Annotated in this window: 18 protein-coding genes; 8 read left to right on the top strand and 10 right to left on the bottom strand. The window is 69.4% G+C overall.

The features are described 5' to 3' along the window. The first annotated feature begins 144 nt into the window (after positions 1–144). Entirely contained in the window at positions 145–621 is a 477-nt protein-coding gene (locus OH768_RS52690; RefSeq protein ID WP_406464718.1) for a pyridoxamine 5'-phosphate oxidase family protein, read from the top strand. 610 nt (positions 622–1231) lie between these two features. Here the strand turns inward: OH768_RS52690 and OH768_RS52685 are convergent. The 6 genes from OH768_RS52685 to OH768_RS52660 all read right to left on the bottom strand — a co-directional run bounded on the left by OH768_RS52685 (position 1232) and on the right by OH768_RS52660 (position 6343). Continuing rightward, the gene (locus OH768_RS52685; protein WP_406464716.1) at positions 1232–1852 is read right to left on the bottom strand and encodes a hypothetical protein; all 621 of its coding nucleotides are present in this window, start codon (positions 1850–1852) and stop codon (positions 1232–1234) included. Between the two features lie 136 nt (positions 1853–1988). Further along, a complete protein-coding gene (locus tag OH768_RS52680; protein ID WP_406464715.1) occupies positions 1989–2822 on the bottom strand; it encodes a universal stress protein in 834 nt (277 codons plus the stop codon). Positions 2823–3117: 295 nt separating this feature from the next. Next, positions 3118–3567 (bottom strand): hypothetical protein, encoded by a 450-nt coding sequence (locus OH768_RS52675; RefSeq protein WP_406464714.1) that lies wholly within the window; start codon positions 3565–3567, stop codon positions 3118–3120. Between the two features lie 440 nt (positions 3568–4007). After that, positions 4008–4454: a pyridoxamine 5'-phosphate oxidase family protein gene (locus OH768_RS52670; RefSeq protein WP_406464712.1), complete on the bottom strand. Its 447-nt coding sequence runs from the start codon at positions 4452–4454 to the stop codon at positions 4008–4010. Between the two features lie 49 nt (positions 4455–4503). After that, positions 4504–5253, bottom strand: a complete 750-nt coding sequence (locus OH768_RS52665) for a pyridoxamine 5'-phosphate oxidase family protein (protein WP_406464710.1) — start codon at positions 5251–5253, stop codon at positions 4504–4506. Beyond that, positions 5246–6343, bottom strand: a complete 1098-nt coding sequence (locus OH768_RS52660) for a zinc-dependent alcohol dehydrogenase family protein (RefSeq protein WP_406464709.1) — start codon at positions 6341–6343, stop codon at positions 5246–5248. Before OH768_RS52660 ends, OH768_RS52665 begins: the two co-directional genes overlap by 8 nt. A 213-nt stretch (positions 6344–6556) precedes the next feature. On the opposite strand from OH768_RS52660, the gene OH768_RS52655 reads away from it, so the two are divergent. From OH768_RS52655 to OH768_RS52645, 3 genes are all read left to right on the top strand, one after another. Then, a complete protein-coding gene (locus tag OH768_RS52655) occupies positions 6557–6949 on the top strand; it encodes an STAS domain-containing protein (protein ID WP_406464707.1) in 393 nt (130 codons plus the stop codon). A gap of 125 nt (positions 6950–7074) precedes the next feature. Then, positions 7075–7656 carry a hypothetical protein gene (locus tag OH768_RS52650; protein WP_406464706.1) on the top strand — a complete coding sequence of 194 codons (582 nt, stop codon included), beginning with the start codon at positions 7075–7077 and terminating at the stop codon, positions 7654–7656. Between the two features lie 322 nt (positions 7657–7978). Next, positions 7979–9256 (top strand): APC family permease, encoded by a 1278-nt coding sequence (locus OH768_RS52645; protein ID WP_406464704.1) that lies wholly within the window; start codon positions 7979–7981, stop codon positions 9254–9256. Here OH768_RS52645 and OH768_RS52640 read toward each other — a convergent pair. Together OH768_RS52640 and OH768_RS52635 are read right to left on the bottom strand one after the other, a co-directional pair. Beyond that, the gene (locus OH768_RS52640; protein ID WP_406464703.1) at positions 9218–11968 is read right to left on the bottom strand and encodes a cation-translocating P-type ATPase; all 2751 of its coding nucleotides are present in this window, start codon (positions 11966–11968) and stop codon (positions 9218–9220) included. The two genes, OH768_RS52645 and OH768_RS52640, sit on opposite strands and share 39 nt — an antisense overlap. A gap of 743 nt (positions 11969–12711) precedes the next feature. Next, entirely contained in the window at positions 12712–13227 is a 516-nt protein-coding gene (locus OH768_RS52635) for a DUF2231 domain-containing protein (RefSeq protein WP_406464702.1), read from the bottom strand. A gap of 415 nt (positions 13228–13642) precedes the next feature. On the opposite strand from OH768_RS52635, the gene OH768_RS52630 reads away from it, so the two are divergent. After that, positions 13643–13906 carry a hypothetical protein gene (locus OH768_RS52630; RefSeq protein WP_406464701.1) on the top strand — a complete coding sequence of 88 codons (264 nt, stop codon included), beginning with the start codon at positions 13643–13645 and terminating at the stop codon, positions 13904–13906. A gap of 90 nt (positions 13907–13996) precedes the next feature. On the opposite strand, the gene OH768_RS52625 is transcribed toward OH768_RS52630, so the two are convergent. Then, positions 13997–14104 (bottom strand): hypothetical protein, encoded by a 108-nt coding sequence (locus OH768_RS52625; RefSeq protein WP_406464700.1) that lies wholly within the window; start codon positions 14102–14104, stop codon positions 13997–13999. Between the two features lie 115 nt (positions 14105–14219). Then, positions 14220–14450, bottom strand: coding sequence for a hypothetical protein (locus tag OH768_RS52620; protein WP_406464698.1), 231 nt, complete (start codon positions 14448–14450; stop codon positions 14220–14222). A 423-nt stretch (positions 14451–14873) separates the two neighbouring features. Here OH768_RS52620 and OH768_RS52615 point away from each other — a divergent pair, with 423 nt between their 5' ends. The 3 genes from OH768_RS52615 to OH768_RS52605 all read left to right on the top strand — a co-directional run bounded on the left by OH768_RS52615 (position 14874) and on the right by OH768_RS52605 (position 17462). Then, on the top strand, positions 14874–15695 hold the full coding sequence (locus OH768_RS52615; RefSeq protein WP_406465802.1) for an IS5 family transposase: 822 nt from the start codon (positions 14874–14876) through the stop codon (positions 15693–15695). Between the two features lie 386 nt (positions 15696–16081). Further along, complete coding sequence (locus OH768_RS52610; RefSeq protein ID WP_406464697.1) at positions 16082–16726, top strand: 4'-phosphopantetheinyl transferase family protein; 645 nt, start codon at positions 16082–16084, stop codon at positions 16724–16726. A gap of 139 nt (positions 16727–16865) precedes the next feature. Then, positions 16866–17462 (top strand): response regulator transcription factor, encoded by a 597-nt coding sequence (locus tag OH768_RS52605; RefSeq protein WP_406464695.1) that lies wholly within the window; start codon positions 16866–16868, stop codon positions 17460–17462. Positions 17463–18149 lie beyond the last annotated feature (687 nt).

The following is an 18149-nucleotide window of genomic DNA, read 5'->3' as shown; positions in this document are numbered from 1 at the left end:
GGCCGAACGGCCCTAGCCTGACCAGCACCAGAGCGGTTCGAATGGCCTGATCAACCCCAGACGCCACACCCACCGGCCGCCACCCGGGTGCTCCGGTGGGCCGCAGGCCGGAGACATCGAGCAGTGAGCGAAGAACCCGCCAGAATGCCACCCAAGGCCCCGGACCGAGTGCAGCCGATCGCCGCGGAGCCGCAGCTCGGGACCGTCGAGATCGACGACGCGGAGGCACTGCGGCTACTGGGCAGCGTGCCGATGGGGAGGATCGCCTTCACCCGGCAGGCGCTGCCGACCATCCGCCCGGTGAACCACATCGTGGACAACGGGAACATCGTCATCCGCACACACGAGGGCGCGGCCCTGACCTCGCGCACCCTCCAGGCCGACGGCCCGGGAGTCGTCGTGGCCTACGAAGCCGACGCCATCGACCCCGACACTCACCTCGGCTGGAGCGTGGTGGTCACGGGATACGCCCACCTGGTCACCGACCCCCGCGAACTGGCCCGGTATCAGGCACTGTTGCATCCCTGGGTGCGGCAGCCGATGGACTACGCGGTCCGCATCCACCCGGACCTGATCACCGGCCTCCTGCTCGTCCCCGTCGACCAGCCGACCGAGGCCTGACACCTGACTCTCCGGTGCCCGCCCGTCCAAGTCTCGGACGGGCGGGCATGGTCGCGCACATCGGCCGCTCACCGCCCCGACAAAAGCGCGTCAGTCGTGAGGAACCAGCACTACGGGCGCCGCGTAGCACCGCATGGGTCACCGGGCTGCCGAGCGGACCGACCCGCTGCCTGTGGCCGATGACGAGCAGCGAGGCGTCATGTGCAACGTCGGGCAGGTGTGAACCGGCCCGGCCGGCCACGGCCTCCTCGATCATCTCGACGCTGGGGAACTTGTCCCGCCACGCCCTCAGTACGTCGATCAACGGTTCCCACGTCGGCGCATCGGACGGACCGGACAGCTCCTTCCAGCCGTCCACGATCCGCAGGGCGGCGCCACCACACTCGGCCGCCTCGGAGGCGAACTCGATTACCACGTCGTGGAGTTCGCCGCGATCGAGACCAGTGCGACGTCACAGTACGAAGCCGTCTGGCGGGCGGCCCGGTCGGCAGCGGCAAGGCGTTCGGTGAGCCGTCCAAGCCGACTGCGGCGGTACGCGATGGCACACGAACGGCCGGGGTGCCACCGCCAGTTGGCGGTGGCACCCCGGCCGCGACGGGTAACCGACTGTCTACTTCAGCCAGTTGTGGTCGCGGACGATGGGCAGCGTGGCCCAGAGCTTGCCGAGACCCCAGGTGACACCGGCGCCCGCCGCCGCGAGGGCGATCAGAACAACGGCGTAGATGAGGTGGTAGTCGGCAAAGGGGTTGGACGACATGCTCAGCGTGCCGTCGGACAGGTGCTTCGCGGGCGGCCACTCGGCGATCCACATCAGCGCCATCATCGCCGTACCCGCCACCGCGGCAAGCCGCAGCGCGACACCGGCAACCAACGCGACACCGACGCCCAGCAGACCGAGCATGAACAGCCAGTTCGCCCAGCCCGCACCGGCCCAGTCATGGAACGTCGACTCCATCGGACCTGCCGCCACCGAACTCAGGAAACCCTTCGTCGGCGAACCGCCATCGATCCAGCCCCTGCCGGACGGAGTCGCATAACCGAACCCGAACGTCTTGTCCAAGAACGCCCACAAGAAGACGAACCCGGTGACCAGACGCAGGGACGAGAACGCGTAGGCACGCGCCAGGGTGGTCGCCGCCGTCGTGTCGGTGGCGGCCTGTGCCGTTCCGGTCCGGTGGAAGGACGGGAAGCGGAATCGCGGGTGGTGTTGGGGGTGGTTTTGGACTGCCATGATGCTCATCCCTTTCGAGGGAACGACGCTTGGGATTCGACGACTCTCGTTGCGCCCTCAATGTCTCGCGGCGGGCGCCGGCGGCAGAGGGGCTACAGGTCCCCGGTCGAGGGCCCGAACGGCACTGTCTGCCGGGTCACTTGGCGGTCGGCACCACTACGACAGGACAGTGGGAGCGGTGCAGCAGCGTGTGCGCCACCGGACCCACCCGCGGGCCGAACCGGTGGGTGCGGTGACGGGCACCGACGACCACGACGGCACAGTCGCGCGTGGCCTCCAGCAGGGTGTGCGCCGGCCCGGTACGGACCGTGCGACTCTCGACCTGGATACCGGGGTGCTGCTCGCTCAGCCGGGCCAGGGTGAAGCGTGGTACGGACTCCTCCGCCCTTCCCTGCTGGGCGAGTTGCTCCTGGCCCGGGCTCATGGCCGGGGCCAGGGAGGGCAGTTCGGGGGTGACGTGCCGGTGGGTCCAGGAGTGCAGGACATGCAGCGGGACACCGCGCCGCTCGGCCTCCTGGAAAGCGTAGAGCGCTGTGTCCTGGTCGCTGTCGCCCTCCAGGCCGAGCAGCACGGGCCGTCCGTCGTCGCACGGGTGGTCTCCGCGGACGACGAGCAACGGGCTGCGCACGTGCACGGCCAGCCGCAGGCTCACCGAGCCGAACAGCAGGCCTGCGAGACCGCCCATGCCGCGGGTTCCTACGACGGTGAGATCCGCGCCCTCGCTCTCCCGCACGAGCGTGCGTACCGGACCGCCGACGGCGTCCTTGGTCACCACCGACAGCTCGGGGTGACGTGCCGTGAGGCGCGTGACCGCGGACGCCAGGACCGGTCCGGCCTCGTCGCTGTCGGGCACGGCGTACACGACGACCAGTTCGACGCCTCGGCGCGAGGCTTCGTCCGCGGCCCAGTCCAGCGCCCGGACCGAGACCAGTGAACCGTCCACTCCGACGACCACATGATGGAGAGTCATGTCCCGTTTCCCTTCTGACTGTTGCGTGCTCACCGTGTTCGGCGGGAAGGGGCCGCCCATGCGCACAACGGCTCCGCTGGCGATGCTCGTCCCGCACGGACGGACCAAGTCAGGGGCCACGGGAACCTGCCAACACGCCGTACGGCCCCTTCTTGTGGGGCCGTACGGTCCAGGCGTCGTCCTGCCACGGGCGAAGAGAAAGGGGGAGACCTGACGCGCGTGGCCTCACCGATAGGGAATCCGCCAGCACCGTTCACTCCCTGCGAGGGCGGAAAACCTGCGTTCCCTCGCAGTGCTACGCGGGCGGCACCGGAGGAGTTGGATCCGTTGTTCCCTCTTCGAGGGCTTCGGCATTGCCGGTGGCGGGTTGAGGGCCGGGATCCGGCGGCGCCCACTGCTGCGGACTGATCCGGCGTGCCAGTGCGTACCAGTTGGCAACCGTCTGCTTCGAGAGTGAGCGCAGGCCGCGGTGTCGGTCGAGCCGGGCAAGCAGGTCGGCGCCGTAGGGCAAGCCCGCATCGGTGACAAGTCGGAGTGTGATCACCACTTCCGTCAGGCGCAGCGCTCCCGCGAGCGCGCCAGGCTCTTCACGGACGCCGTCGGATGCCGCAAAACCGTGGCTGAGCACGTTACGCATTCGCGCGGTGACGAAGGCCCAGGGACGGACGGTCTCGGCGAACAGCCACGCGCAGACGTCTGCGCCGAGGCCCTCGGCCAGAGCCAGCAGGCGTTGCTCCAGCGTCACTTCCGTGAACTTGACCGCGTCGCGGACATTCCGTCGCTCACGGGACGTGAACGTGATCTTCGACTGTTGCCATATGAAGCGGGTCGGCGAAGGGGGTGCCGGCGTGCACAGCGGACAACGCTGCCGGGACGCGCCGCTCCACCGCGCACCACAGCTCTTCGGCGGATACGGAGTCGAACGCGACGAAGTTCTTCGCCCAGCCGCATGACCGTGTGGTCTTGAGTTTGTGCCGGCGTCCAGGGTTTCGCAGGTCAAACGGAAGCAACTGCGACCGCTGCCCTTCGGCCCAGGCATCGTGAACCGCCTGAGCAGGACCTGGGAGACGAGGTGCTGTCGCGATGTCTGCTGTGCCGTTCCCACCCGTCGGATGGTGCCAAGTACCCCTCGCCGGGGCTAAGGGTTTACGGACAGCAGGCCGCCGTAGGAACGGCCCCCGGTCATCAGGTTGCGCCAGTGAGATCCACCCCGTACATCGAGCGCCCACCCACGAGTTCACGTCCCGTCACCAGCTCGGGCTCGACGCGGACGAAGACCTCCTGGGGCGAGGGCACCCAGGAGGACGGGCCGGTTCGGGTCAGGCGTTCGTGTTCGGCCGGGTCGGTCACCACGGTGGCCGACCCGGTCACGACGACGCTCCAGCCGGAGTGCGCAACAGCATCGACTTCGTCGGCCTCGAAGGCGACCACCGAGCCGTCGATCGCGCGCACCAACTCCGAGGCCGCGGAGGTGCGCAGCAGCACCGCCCCGTCGTGATCCAGAGAGAAGTTCACGGGCAGTACGGCGGGCATGGCCTGGCGAGTGTGGACGATCCGGCCGACGGGCACCTTGGCCAGCAGGCGCAGGCACTCGTGTCGTTCCAGTTCGCGGAATCCGTCGTTGGAATACATCAGCCAGTCCGTCTCTCGCCCTGTGCGCGGGTCTGGGGGTCTGTGGGTCTCACTCCATGTTTCGCCCGGCGGGGTCGGCGGGTGAGGGGCCATCAGTCCCGCTCGCTTCGGAGAAGGTCCCTTGGCGCGTGGCGATCCGACGTCCGGTGAGGCTCAGCGCGTCGATCCGGACCCACTCCTCGCGTGGCCCGCCGGCCCACGGCGTGCTGAACGCGTGTTCCGTCAGACGCCGCACGTCGTCGGGCTCCGTCACGGCCCGCGCCCGGCCGAGCGCCAGCACACTCCAGCCTTCGCCGAACGCGTCGTCGATACGGTCGATCTCGAAGGTCACCTGGCAGCCCGCCGCCCGGGACGGCATCGCAGCAGGAGCGGTCCGGTACACGATCGCGCCGTCGACCACGCTGTAGTTGACGGGGACGATGACGGGTCCCGATGCGGTGGGTACCGCGACCCTGCCCACCCCGTGCGTCGACAGCAGCTCGCGGCACTCCTGGACGGTCAGCTCAGTGAACTCGGGGTCGGAGCCGGCCCGCCCCGGGCCGGGCGTCTGGTCGCTGTCGCCTCCGGCGAGGTCGGTGACGGTGGTTCGCAGGACCCCGGCGAGCCTGAGGAGAACGCTCCGGCCCGGGGCGGCACCGGGGAATTCCTCCAGGTACTGGAGGTAGCTCGCTGCCACGCCCGCCTGGGCTGCCGCCTCCTCCCGGGTGAGGCCCAGCGCCGTACGCCGTACGGCGATCCGGCGTCCGAGATCACCCGTGGGTGAGCCCTCTGTCACGCTCAGCGGAAACGGGTCAGGCATGGCTCGTCACTTCCTTTCGTCCTGCTGCCAGGACGGCGACTTCCTCATGCCGGGTCCCGCCGAGCACCACCTTGAGGGCGCCGGTGTCGGCCGCCTTGGCGAAGACGTCGTACGCCTCCTCCATGCGGTCGAGCGGGAAGGTGTGGGTGACCAGTTGCGAGGTGGGAAGCCGCCCGGCTGCCGCCATCCTCAGCAGGGTGGGTGTGGAGTGGGTGTCGACCAGGCCGGTGGTGATGGTGATGTTCTTGATCCACAGGTCTTCGAGGTGCAGGGTCGCGGGCTTGCCGTGGACACCGACGTTGGCGACGTGGCCTCCGGGCCGCACCATGCGCGTGCACAGTTCGAAAGTCTCCGGCACGCCGACCGCCTCGATGACGACGTCCGCCCCCATCCCGCCGGTGAGATCGGCGATCAGCTGCTCGGGCGTCTCACGGGCGTCCACGACTGCGTCGGCGCCGAACCGCTTCGCCGCGTCCAGCCGGGCGGCAGCCAGGTCCACGGCGACGACGCGCTCGGGCGAGAACAGCCGAGCCGTGGCGATCGCGGCCAGCCCGACCGGGCCCGCGCCGACGACGGCGACGGTGTCTCCGGGGCGCACCTGTCCGTTGAGCACGCCCACCTCGTACCCGGTGGGGAAAATGTCCGCCAGCATGACCGCGTCCTTGGCGTCCAGCGTGCTCGGCAGCGGGTGGACGGAGAGGTCGGCGTGAGGCACACGCACGTACTCGGCCTGGGTGCCGTCGATGAGGTGGCCGAGGATCCAGCCTCCACCGTCGCGGCACTGTCCGTACATGGCCTTGCGGCAGTAGGCGCAGCGCCCGCAGGCGGTGATGCAGGAGACCAGGACCCGGTCCCCGGGCCGTACGGTCCGCACGTCGGAGCCCGCTTCCACGACCTCGCCGACCGCCTCGTGGCCGAGGATCGTGCCGGGGCGCACCTCGGGCACGTCGCCCTTGAGGATGTGCAGGTCGGTTCCGCAGATGGTGACGGCGTCGACGCGCACGATCACGTCGGTGGCGTCCTTGATGCCGGGATCCGGGACGGTATCCCAGGAGGACTGTCCCGGGCCGTGGAAGACGTAGCCCTTCATGACGTTCCTTCCTCATTCGGTCGACTGCCCCCGCGTGTCCAGCGTGTCCGGGTCTGTCGGTCCTGGCTTGGGCCGGTCGGCCCTCATCGTCCGGCCGGACGGGGTCGTCGTGGCCGAGCAGTCGTGGGTTGGGCCGAACGGCCCCAGATCGAACAGGTGGACGGGGCCGCTCGGCCCTTCCGGGCGGGACCGTCTGGCCGGTTGGCTCGCACCATGACCGAGATCCACACCACTGCCGTCCTGCGCTCCTCGGAACGTGTGATCGCCGGGACGACCGTCGTGGCGCTGCGCGGCGAGATCGACCTCCTCACGGGGCAGCCGCTGTCGGCATATCTGGACAGGCTGACCGCCGGCCCCCGCCCCGATCTCGTAGTGGACCTGCGCTCCGTGTCGTTCATCGACTGTGCAGGGCTGGGTGTGCTGTGCCGGGCACGGAACCGGACAGCGGCCCGGGACGGACGGCTTCGATTCGTCGCCAGTGACACAGGCTTCCTGCGGATCCTGCGCCACGCCGAGCTCGGCGGCGTCTTCGAGATCCACGCGCGGCTGCCGAACGCCCTGGCCTCCAAGCCGGAGTCGGGCGAAGCCTCCGCCACAGCGGGCTGAACGGCCCGTCCGAGTGCCGGATGCAGTGCCGATGGGGCACGCCGCAGCCCCTGTTCGGCCCAAGCGACGCCACGTTCCCGACTGACACCTTCGAGGGGACGACCACAACGAGGAGGTGCAGACTCATGGGCAGGAACAGGTATGTGAAGAAGCGGCTGTGGCGGTTGCGGAGCAACCCGTTGCGCCGGCACGAGGACATCGTCGAGGCCTGGATCGTCCTGGTCGTGTGGGCGGTCGTCGCGGTGGGCGGCGCACTAGCGGGCATGGTGACGTTTCACGCCGCCGACGAGGTGTTCGCCGCGCAGCACACCGAGCGGCACTCCGTGCATGCGGTACTCCTGACGGACACCCCGCCCGCGAGTTCGACGCCCGGCGGGGCGCGCGACCTGATCAAGGCGAAGGTCCGCTGGACGACCGCCGACGGCACCCGCCGCACGGGCAGCGCGCTGGTGGACACGGGACAGAAAGCCGGATCCAAGGTCGTGGTCTGGCTGGACTCCGCAGGCAACTTCACCATCGAGCCGCCGAGTTCGAAGGAGGCGACTCTCGAATCCGCCGTCCTGGGTCTGACCGCCACGCTCGCCTTCGCCGGTATGGCGTTCGGCACCGGGGCCGTCGCACGGTACCGGCTGGACCAGCGCCGTATCGACTCCTGGGGCACGGAGTGGAAGCTTGTGGGGCCGAGTTGGGGGCGCAAGACCAGCTGATGTCCGGCACGCGGCACTGCCCGGCAAGTCCAGGACTCCGGGTGCGCGGGCACACACGAGCGGGGCGGTCGGCACCAGGGGCGCCAGCAGGTCGTAGTCCTCTCGAACCTTGACGCCCTGCCCGGCCGGACAGGGCGTCAAGGCCGTCCGCGTGATGCGGGACGAGATCGAACAGCACATCCACGTCCCGGCTCACCGGACACCAGCCCCACTGGCACCAACCGTGGGAGCACGAAGCCGGACACCTCCGCCCAGCACCAACCCCCGGCCGTACACCTCCCCCCCTCGGCTACCGTGCGCCGAGTACGAGGAGGTGTGAGCGATGAACGTGGAGAAAGCCCGGGCAGGCACGGGTGAGCTGAAGCGGCGTCTGGGCGTGACCGACGCCGTGGTGATCGGCCTGGGATCGATGATCGGAGCCGGGATCTTCGCGGCCCTCGGCCCGGCGGCCGACGCCGCCGGTTCCGGACTGCTGCTCGCCCTGACGCTCGCCGCCGTCGTGGCCTACTGCAACGCGACGTCCTCGGCACGGCTGGCCGCCCTCTATCCCCGGTCCGGCGGCACCTACGTCTACGGCCGCGAACGCCTCGGCGCCTTCTGGGGTTACCTGGCCGGCTGGGCGTTCGTCGTCGGCAAGACGGCCTCCTGCGCGGCCATGGCCCTCACCGTCGGCGCCTACCTCTGGCCCGGCCAGACCCACGCGGTGGCCGTGGCCGCCGTAGTCGCGCTGACCGCGGTGAACTACACCGGCGTGCAGAAGTCAGCGCTCCTCACCCGCGCCATCGTCGCCGTCGTCCTCGTCGTGCTCTGCGCCGTGATCGTCACCGCCCTGACCTCCGCCCACGCGGACACCGCGCGGCTGGCCATCGGCTCGGACACCACCGTCGGCGGACTGCTCCGGGCGGCGGGCCTGCTCTTCTTCGCCTTCGCCGGCTACGCCCGTATCGCCACCCTCGGCGAGGAGGTCCGCGACCCCGCCCGCACCATCCCGCGCGCGATCCCGATCGCGCTCGGGATCACCCTCGCCGTCTACGCCCTCGTCGCCGTCGCCGCCCTCACGCTGCTGGGCCCGCGCGGTCTGGCGCACGCCACCGCCCCGCTGTCGGACGCCGCTCACGCGGCGGGCGCCGACTGGCTGGTGCCGGCCGTCCGCGTCGCCGGCGCCGTCGCCGCGCTCGGTTCACTGCTCGCGCTGATCCTGGGGGTCTCCCGCACCACCCTCGCCATGGCCCGGGACCGGCACCTGCCGCACGCCCTGGCCGCCGTCCACCCCCGCTTCGGTGTTCCCCACCGCGCCGAACTCGCGGTCGGCACGGTGGTCGCCGTCCTCGCCGCGACCACGGACGTACGCGGCGCGATCGGCTTCTCCTCCTTCGGCGTCCTGGCCTACTACGCCATCGCCAACGCCTCCGCCTGGACCCTCACGGTGGAAGAAGGCCGACCGAACCGCCTCGTCCCCGTCATCGGCCTGACCGGCTGCGCGGCCCTCGCCTTCGCGCTGCCCGCGAGCACCGTCATCTCCGGCGCGGCAGTTCTCGCCCTCGGTGCTGCCCTCCACGGCCTACGAAAGGTCACGACCGGCAACAACACCGGCCACTGAGCCGGACGGAACGCGGTCAAGACCGGTGACCGAGCTGACACGCGCGGCTTCAAGACGGCGCCGGTACCAGCGGCGCAGTTCGTCGGCTCCCCAGACGATGAAGGGGAAGGGTGCGACGAGGGCCCATTGGCCTGCGGACAGTGCTTCGGTGCCCAGCACGGTGTTGGCCACGGGGACATACACCCCGGCGAGGGCGAAGACCATGGCGAAGCCGAGGGCACCCAGGAGGGGTTTGTTGGTGAACAGGCCGACGCTGCGCAGAGAGGCGTGTTCGGTGCGCACCGCCATGGCCGTGCCGAGCTGGCAGGCGACGATTCCGACCCAGGTGATGGTGGTGGCCTGCCGGTAGGCGTGGTGGAGGGGGCTGCCCGCGCCGACGGCGTCGCCCGGGTGCCAGCCCGCGTTCAGCAGAACGGCGAGGAAGGCCGCCATGACCAGCACAGCGGAGATCAGTCCGAGGAAGCCCCAGGCGCGGGCGAGCATCGATCGGGTGATGACGTTCTGGGAGCGGGGACGCGGGGGCCGTTGCATGGCGCCGGGTTCGGCGGGTTCCCGGCTCAGGGCGAGTGCGGGCAGGGTGTCGGTCCCCAGGTCGATGGCGAGGATCTGCATGACGGTGAGCGGGAGCGGGATCGCCCCGCCGGACAGGGCGAAGACCAGGAAGGGAAGGACCTCGGGGACGGCGTGGGCGAAGATGTAGAGGATGAACTTGCGGACGTTGTCGTAGATACGGCGGCCGGCCTCGATGGCCGAGACGATGGTGGTGAAGTCGTCGTCGGTGAGCACCATCGTGGAGGCTTCCCGGGCGACGTCGGTGCCGGAGCGGCCCATGGCGATCCCGATGTCGGCCCTTCGCAGCGCGGGTGCGTCGTTGACACCGTCGCCGGTCATGGCGACGACCTGGCCCTCGGCGCGCAACGCGTCGGCGATGCGGAGCTTGGCTTCCGGTGTGCTGCGGGCGAAGACCACTTCGCCTTCGGACGCCAGGAGTTGATCCAGTTCCGGTTCGGAGAGCCGGTCGAGTTCGGTGCCGGTGATGACGTGGGGCTTGTCGTCGCCGATGCCGACCTTGCGGGCGATCGCCGCGGCGGTCGCTCCGTAGTCACCGGTGACTACGTGCACGCGGATGCCGGCCTGATGGGCGCGGGCGATGGCGTCCGCCACCTGAGGCCGGGGAGGGTCGGTCATGGCGACCAGGCCGAGCAGGCACAGGTCGCGTTCGGCTTCCTCGCGCTGGGCGGGGACCGGTGCCCCGGTGGGGAGTTGACGGATGGCGATGGCCAGGACGCGCAGCCCGGCGTCCGCGTAGTCGTTCATGGCCGAGGTCACGGCGGCACGGTCGTCGTCGGTCAACGGGCTTGCGCCGCCCGGATGTTGGAGGTGGGTGCACCTGGGGAGCACTTCTTCGGGTGCGCCCTTGGTGTGCACCGTGAGGACGGCGCCCTCGTCCCCGTCGTGCTGCTCGTCCACGGTGGTCATGAGCTTGATCCGTGAGTCGAAGGGGAACAAGGTCCGGCGGTCCAGGGCGCGTTGGCCGAGGGTGACCGGACGGCCACGGTCGGCGGCCAGTTCCAGGAGGGCGAGTTCCGTGGGGTCCCCCTTCGCCTCGGCCGTAGCGCTCCCGGGCAGTTCGGCGTTGGTGCACGTCGCGGCGGATCGCACCACGAGGTCGGTGTGCGGCGTCGGGACCTGTGGGTCCGCGGAGCCCTCGGAGGTCCAGAGGGAGGTGACGCGCATGTGGTTCTCGGTCAGGGTCCCGGTCTTGTCGGTGCAGATCACCGTCGTCGAGCCGAGTGTCTCCACCGCGCTGAGTCGCTTGACGACAGCGCCGCGCCCGGCCAACTCCCGGACGCCTACGGCCAGTGCCAGGGTGATGGTGGGCAGCAGCCCCTCGGGCACGTTGGCCACCAGCAGGCCGATCGCGAAGCTGATCGCCGCGCTCCAGCCCAGTCCGGCCAGCAGACCCAGCGGCAGGAAGCCGACCCCCACCCCAACGGCGACCGCCGCGATCAGCCAGGCGACCCGTTTCACCTGGTGTTCCAACGGGCTGTCCTCCCGCTTCACGCGCGCGGTGAGGGCGGCGATGCGGCCCAGTTCGGTGTGCATCCCCGTCGCGGTGACCACCGCGAGGGCCTCTCCCCCGGTGCACACCGTCCCGCTGAACAGGACGTCGCGCGCCTGGAGGAGGGGAACGTCGGTGTCCATCGCCTCGGCGGAGCGGGCGACCGGCTCGGACTCCCCGGTGAGGGTGGAGATGTCGACCTGCACCGCACCGCTGAGCAGCCGGGCGTCGGCGCAGATGCTGTCGCCCTCGGCGACGACCATCACATCACCCGGAACCAGAGCCACGGCCTCCACCTGTCGCGGGTGACCGTCCCGCACTGCCCGGGTGTGGGAGGGAAGGAAGGCCGCGAGTGCTTCTACGGCCCGCTCCGCCTGTACCTCCTGGAAGAACGCGAAGCACGCGTTCAGCACGATCACCGCCGTGATCGCCACCGCCAGGGTCGGACTGCCGCTGACCCACGCCAGAACCGCGGCCACCGCGAGGACCAGGGCCAGCGGGTGGGTGAACTGCCGCGCGAGTTCGGCCGGCCACCGGGTGCCGCCACGGCGGACCAGTTCGTTCGGCCCGTAGACCTGCGACCTCCGCGCCGCCTCCCGCTCCGACAACCCCCCGGCGGAACTGCGCAGATGTTGCAGCAATAGGGTCAACGGCTCCAACGGATCAGCAAGCCGTGATCCGGTCCCGTCACGTTCCGCCACGGGATCACGTACGACATGCTCAGGGACCACTGGACCCACCGCCTCCGGAAACTGGCAGCACGCCACACTCCGGCCGTCGAAGACGTTCCTCCCCGGCCCGGGCGGCGCATGCTGCTGATGTGCCGCGGCTCGTGGCATCTGCCGTACGGGCCGCGCTCTCCGTCTCATTGACACGCGGGAGCCGCTACGTCAGAAAGGGGCCACTCGGTCACAGGAAGGGCCGGCTAGTCCCGTCGTGGTCATCGAGACCGAGCGCCTTGGTCGCCGCCTGCACCGCCGACCATGTGATCGCCAGGCTCCGTGCAGCCTGCGCCCACGACGCCCGGGACCCCCATGCCACCGCTTGGGGCATCACGCCGAATCGACCCTGGAGGGGAGTCTTCCCCTCCCTCCTTCGTCAGCTGAGCTACCTCCGGTAGCCCCGGGCCCGTCGGAGACCGTGCAGCCCAAGCGGAGAAGTACGCGACAGGGAACGGTGGACACACGGCGGCCCTCGGTCCGCTCAAGGGGCAGGCTGGCTCACGTGCCACCGCCTCATCCCCGGGACCTCACGCGACAACAACCTGGTCCTCATCCGAAGGGCAGTACAGGGAAGTTCTGGTCGTCGATGTGATCAGCGTCGCAATTCTTGCCGCCCTGGCACTCGCGGTACCGGTCCGGAGGCGCCCAGCCCCAACGACGGCCTCGTCCCGTCAGCCGCCGTTCTGCGTGGCCGTCTTGGAGTAGTTGTCCTGCCAGGCGGCCTTGGCGCCCGAGTCGCCGATCCGGTAGACGTCCACCACGGCGCCGACCGCGACAGCGAGGGAAAGGGCCAGGACCACTCCCCGAACCAGCACCGAGGGCGACCATGAAGCACTCGCCATGCCTTCCTTGGCGGGTGCCGATCGGCGGGCCGTCCACCAGACGGCGGCCGAGATCACGAAGAGGCCGAGAGCCCACGGCAGCAGGCCGTCGCCGAGCTCGGCGTGCTTGCGCACCAGCGGGTCGCTGCCGACGTGCTGTTCCAGCCATTCCCCCGCATGGGTGGCCACCGGCACGCTGGCCAACGTCACGAGCGCGAGGACGGGCAGCAGCAGGCCGAGCCTCCGAGCACCGGCGGGCCAGGCCGCGCACACCACGAGTGCCAGGGCGCTCAGGGGTACGAGCACGATGACGAAGTGCACGAACAGGACGTGCGCGGGCAGTCCATTGACGACAGTGAGGCTCATGAGGGCTTTCTCCATGGGGGGTGACCGGACGGTGGACGCAGCGGAAGCCTCGGAACTTTTTCACAGGGACTTCTCAGTTACCTCTGAGCCTCATCCGAATCACGCTCCCCGTGGCCCCCACGTGGGGCTGGTCACGGAGCGAGGGAGAAGTAGTTCTCCGCCCGGCTGAAGTGCAGCCGGAGAACGGAATGGAGCCCCTACAGACAGGGCGCAGGTCGTCGAGTTGTTCCGGCATCAATACGCCCGCCTCGTCAGCCGTGCGGAGGTGGGGGTGATGCGGTGGGACAGGCGGGTGATCTCCGTGTGGGCCAGGCTCACGGTCTCGGTGTTTCCGGGCCCCGAGTCGTCTGTTCAACGCGGGATATGGCTGGTGTTCCTCCGCGCATTCGCGAGGGAGCAGCCGGGTGGTGAGCAGATGGTCGACATGGCGCACGGCGGCCGACGATCCCCGACTGTCCTGGGCGGGGAGCAGGCCAGCTGCTTTGCGGATGGTGTCCGGGGTGTCCCCGAGGTCGTCGTGTTCGGCCGCGAAGCAGTGGATGAGCTCCTCGACATCCGGTTCGAGAGCGGTACGGGCGCCGCGAGCCGACAGCATCGTTCGAAGGGCGTTGAGGATGGTGACGACGTCGATGGCGTCCTGGAGCAAGGCTCCGACGGTGGCGTGCCCGAGACCGTGTGATCGTCGTGCACCGAGGCTACCCATGCGGGTGAATGCTGAGCGGAAGATGTCCAGCCCAGCCAGCATCGCGCCCCCAGCGGAACCGCCTTCTCAGCGCACCAGTCGGCAGGTGCGCCAGCCGCGTCCGTCACGCATCAAGGCCCCGCGTTCCCTTTCGAGGTTTTCGAGGTGGTAGGCGACCGACGACATGCTTTTCATCCCTACGGCGTCGGCGATCTGCCGGACCGACGGACCCTCACCATGGTCGGCGATCCAGCGCCGTTGACCGCGAGGATCTGTTCTTCCCGCACGGTGAGGTGCTCCGGACGCCGGTTCACGGCCGCCGGCCCTGAGCGCGGGCCTGCCGGCGCAACTCGACCCGCGCCGCCGACGTCCGGCCCGGTCCCAAGAAGTACGGGTGCCACAGCAGCTTCGTGGAGAGCATGTGCAGGCGGCGGCGCAAGGCGGTGGGCGCCGCCGGATGCGGTACGGCGAGCGCCGCGTACGTGCGCTGCCAGTCCGCCTGGAGCTCGATCAGGTCCGGAGGAAAAGGAGTGGGCGTCACGAGCCCAATTAATACACATGTTCGATTTCGGGACCAAGTCGACGGCCCAACTTGTGTGACGTTCAGGGCCAGGCGGCCAGCCGGCGGATCCATCCGATCCGGCGAGGGTGAGGAAACCTGCCGCGAACACCAGATCACGCTGGCACGCACCGGCCTGCGACTGCTCCACCACCGCTCACGTATCGGACGGGCCTGCCCGAACTGGGACGCGTCGCGCGAGCCGGCCCTTGTCCTGTCCGCCTTCATCCAATCGAGGCGCTCGGGTGTGCTGTGGAGCCCCGAGATAAAGGGAGTCGCGTCTCCAGGCTGATCGCCGATACTGGGCGGGTGACTCGCAGTGGTCTGCAAGTTGGGGTGAACCAGGGCGGTTGGCTCGGTATCGACGAGTATGCCCGGGTAGGAACGTCGCGCATGAGTATCCCCATGACCTCTTCGCGGCAGCGCCAGCCCTACCTGAGCGATCTCTCCGATGCCCGCTGGGCGTTGATGGAGTCGACCTTGACGGCCTGGCGGGCCGAGCGCCAGAAAACTTCGCTCAACCTCGGTGGCAAGCTCACTGACCTGCGGGAAGTCATGAACGCGATCCTCTTCCTCAACCGGAGCGGCACCCCCTTGCGTTACCTGCCGCACGACTTCCCGCCGCACACCACCGCGTTCGGCTACGTCAGCGCCTGGACCGCCGACGGCACCATCGAGAAACTCGACCCCCACCTGCACCGGATGGTCCATGAGCAGGCAGGACGGACCCCCGAACCCACCGCCTGCGTGATCGACGCGCAGAGCGTCAAGACCGCGCCCAGCGTCCCCACCGACACCCAGGGAACCGACGCCGGCAAGAAGATCATGGGCCGCAAACGCAGCATCGTCGTCGACACCCTCGGCCTGTCACTGCTGGTCATCGTGACCGCCGCCAGCGTCTCCGACGACGAGGCCGGCAAGCAACTCCTCACCCAGCTCGCCACCGACCACCCCACGATCACCAAGGCATGGGGCCACACCGACTACAAGACCCAGGCCATCCAGCACGGCGCCACCCTCGGTATCGACGTAGTCCCACGAAACGAGCAGGTCAAAGGCCTCTCCGTGATCCCCAGGCGCTGGGTCGTCGAGCGAAGTTTCGGATGGATCATGATGCACCACCGCCTCGCCCGCGACTGCGAGACCAAGCCCGCACACTCCGAGAGCATGATCCGCATCGCGATGATCTCTAACCTCGCAAAACGAGCAACGGCGAAACACCTATAACCTGACACAACCCATGAACTATCCAATTTTCAACCGGAACGTCCCCTTAGGCACCAAGGCCTTGGACCGGTCACGCGGTCGATAAACCTCCGAGTTGTGAATTTACTAAAGGAATACCCTAACACCCGGCGCGTAATATCACGGGGCACCAAACGAACGCCAGGGTGGCCGGAAACCTGTCCAAAGGTGGCGGAGGTCTGGCGGGTTTTTTATCCTTGCAACTTGCGCAGCATATTCGTAAGATCATTCCATCTGCGCTATCACTCGACGGGGGAGTCTATAGTGAAAGCAGTACACAGGTATGCGGTCCGGCATGGATTATCCTGGGACCGACCGTGACGGTCAGACCGGTACTCGACACCAGAATCGTTTTCCGGTCCGGACGGGTGTCCGGCACTCTTCGCTCGCACGATCTCGCCCTGCTCGGTCCGGAGGAGAGGGCCAGGTTCTCGGCCTTCCGTGACCCGGTCCGGGGAGCCCGTTACGCCGCCACGCACGCGGCAGTGCGCCGGCTGCTCTCCGGCCTGCTCGGCTGCGGCGCGGGCGACATCCGCTTCGGTCGTCACACCTGCCCCGGCTGCGGCCGGACGAGCCACGGCCGTCCCTACATCCGGGCGCCGCGGACCTCATTGGAGCTGAGTCTGTCCAGGTCAGGGCCGTACTGGCTGTGCGCGGTCGCCGACGGGATACGGGTGGGTGCCGATATCGAGATGCTGCGGCCGGTCAACGCCGAGCATCTGACGCGGCTGGCCGGAGCCGTCCTGACGGGCGGCGAGCGGTCCTACATGGCCGAGGTGCCCGCCGAACGGCTCCCGGCCGAGTTCATCCGCTGCTGGACACGGAAGGAAGCCGTGACCAAGGCGAGCGGCATCGGCATCGAGGCCGATATGGGGCGCCTCGACGTTCAGCCGGAGCGCTCGCGCGCGCTGGTCCGCCATACCGTCGGCGGTTGCCCGGCGGACACCTGGACGGTGCAGAACCTGCCCGCCGGGCCGGACCATTTCGCCGCTGTGGCATTCCCTGCCGACTAGGCGGTTAAGTCTTCTATTTCTTCCTCTTCCGCTGCCTTATTGAAGGAGATTTCTCACAGTGGGAACTCAGTCGAGCGACGCCGGGTTGCGCGTTTCCCTGATTATCGAGAACACGATTCACCGCTACGGTATCGAGGGCATGATCCGTTCCCTGAGTGGGATCAGCTCGGTCCACAGCGTCAGCTTCAGCCTGGAAGAAATCAGAACTTGGGACGGGCAGCAGTTCGACGCCGTGCTTGCGGCGGCTGACGACCTTGCGACTGACGAGGCCCGCGACGCCATCCGCGCATTGTGCGAACGGGGCATGAAGGTGCTCCTGCTCATCGACGGCCCGGACGGGCTCGACGTGCCGTGGCTGGCACACAGCGGTGCGCAGGGGTTCGTCGACTGGACGGGCCTCGAACCGCGGATCCTGGCCGACGCGGTGGCCGACGTCACCGTGGGCAAGTTCCACGTGTCGGGCTCGCTGGCCCGGCGGCTGTTGGGGCGGGCCGGCCCCGACTCGCGGGGCGGGGTGCAGTCCTGGGGCCCGGCCGGTGCGACCCTGACTCCACGTGAGCTCCAGGTGTTGCGGCTGGTGGCGGAGGGCCTGAGCAACAAGCAGGTGTCCCGCCAGCTCCGGATCTCCGAGCACGGCGTGAAGCGGTTGGTGGGCAATGTGCTGGCCAAGCTGAACTGCCCCAACCGTACCCTCGCCGTCGTCCGTGCCATGGAGGACGGTCTGCTGGCGGTTTGAGCCGCCCGCGGCCCCCGTGACGCGGGGCGGCGGGACACTCGTACGCCTGCCCGGACGAGGGCGTCGTTGTGGTCGGGGCTCGGGTTCAGCGCGACCGCGAGGCGCAGCTGTGCCCTCGCCTCCTCGCGGCGGCTCTGGCGCAGCAGGCGGCGGCCGAGCGGGAGTCGCGCGTAGTCGTCGGTGGGGTCGGCCTCGGCCATCTGACCCGTCTCGCGGATGGCCGACATCGGGGTCGGTCGCGGTCGGGCTGTCGAGGGCGCGGGGGTCGTTGTAGGGGGTGTCCTGTTCGTCCGGTGGTTCCTCCGTGCGGCGCAGGAAGTCGAGGTTGGTTCGGGGTCCTGTGCTGTGGCCAGGGGCCGCCGTCCTGCCACGAACGTGGGGCCGGAAGTGATCCCGAGGGTTGCCGCGCGGACCGGTTCGGCGTGTACCCGTGCGGTGCCCTGCCCGCTGTCCAGCGCCTCCCGGGCTCCGTCGAAGCCCGTTTCCCGCCCGCCGGCGCGCCGGTCGTCGAGGTTCAGGCCCTTGATGTAGTGGGCGCGCGGCAGCCGGGACTTCACCGTGTTCTGGAGTTCCGCCCTGTGGTGTCGCCGGGCCGGTGTCTCCAGGTGGTGGTCCTCGAAGGTGTTCGCCCGCAGTGCGGGTGCCAGACGAAGCCGGGGTTCTGGGGCTCGGCCGGTTCGGCGAGGA

The sequence above is a fragment of the Streptomyces sp. NBC_01622 genome (assembly GCF_045209635.1).
In the GTDB taxonomy this organism is placed as follows: Bacteria; Actinomycetota; Actinomycetes; order Streptomycetales; family Streptomycetaceae; genus Streptomyces.
The sequence above is the reverse complement of the archived record's forward strand: the minus strand, read 5'-3'. Positions and strand labels throughout refer to the sequence as shown.

Coding starts and splice junctions, on each gene's coding strand:
- OH768_RS52615 (WP_406465802.1), top strand. CDS start 14,874: ATGACCTCTTCGCGGCAGCGCCAGCCCTACCTGAGCGATCTCTCCGAT.
- OH768_RS52685 (WP_406464716.1), bottom strand. CDS start 1,852: ATGGCAGTCCAAAACCACCCCCAACACCACCCGCGATTCCGCTTCCCG.
- OH768_RS52660 (WP_406464709.1), bottom strand. CDS start 6,343: ATGAAGGGCTACGTCTTCCACGGCCCGGGACAGTCCTCCTGGGATACC.
- OH768_RS52635 (WP_406464702.1), bottom strand. CDS start 13,227: ATGAGCCTCACTGTCGTCAATGGACTGCCCGCGCACGTCCTGTTCGTG.
- OH768_RS52630 (WP_406464701.1), top strand. CDS start 13,643: ATGGTCGACATGGCGCACGGCGGCCGACGATCCCCGACTGTCCTGGGC.
- OH768_RS52680 (WP_406464715.1), bottom strand. CDS start 2,822: ATGACTCTCCATCATGTGGTCGTCGGAGTGGACGGTTCACTGGTCTCG.
- OH768_RS52645 (WP_406464704.1), top strand. CDS start 7,979: ATGAACGTGGAGAAAGCCCGGGCAGGCACGGGTGAGCTGAAGCGGCGT.
- OH768_RS52690 (WP_406464718.1), top strand. CDS start 145: ATGCCACCCAAGGCCCCGGACCGAGTGCAGCCGATCGCCGCGGAGCCG.
- OH768_RS52625 (WP_406464700.1), bottom strand. CDS start 14,104: ATGAAAAGCATGTCGTCGGTCGCCTACCACCTCGAAAACCTCGAAAGG.
- OH768_RS52655 (WP_406464707.1), top strand. CDS start 6,557: ATGACCGAGATCCACACCACTGCCGTCCTGCGCTCCTCGGAACGTGTG.
- OH768_RS52670 (WP_406464712.1), bottom strand. CDS start 4,454: ATGTATTCCAACGACGGATTCCGCGAACTGGAACGACACGAGTGCCTG.
- OH768_RS52665 (WP_406464710.1), bottom strand. CDS start 5,253: ATGCCTGACCCGTTTCCGCTGAGCGTGACAGAGGGCTCACCCACGGGT.
- OH768_RS52650 (WP_406464706.1), top strand. CDS start 7,075: ATGGGCAGGAACAGGTATGTGAAGAAGCGGCTGTGGCGGTTGCGGAGC.
- OH768_RS52605 (WP_406464695.1), top strand. CDS start 16,866: ATGATCCGTTCCCTGAGTGGGATCAGCTCGGTCCACAGCGTCAGCTTC.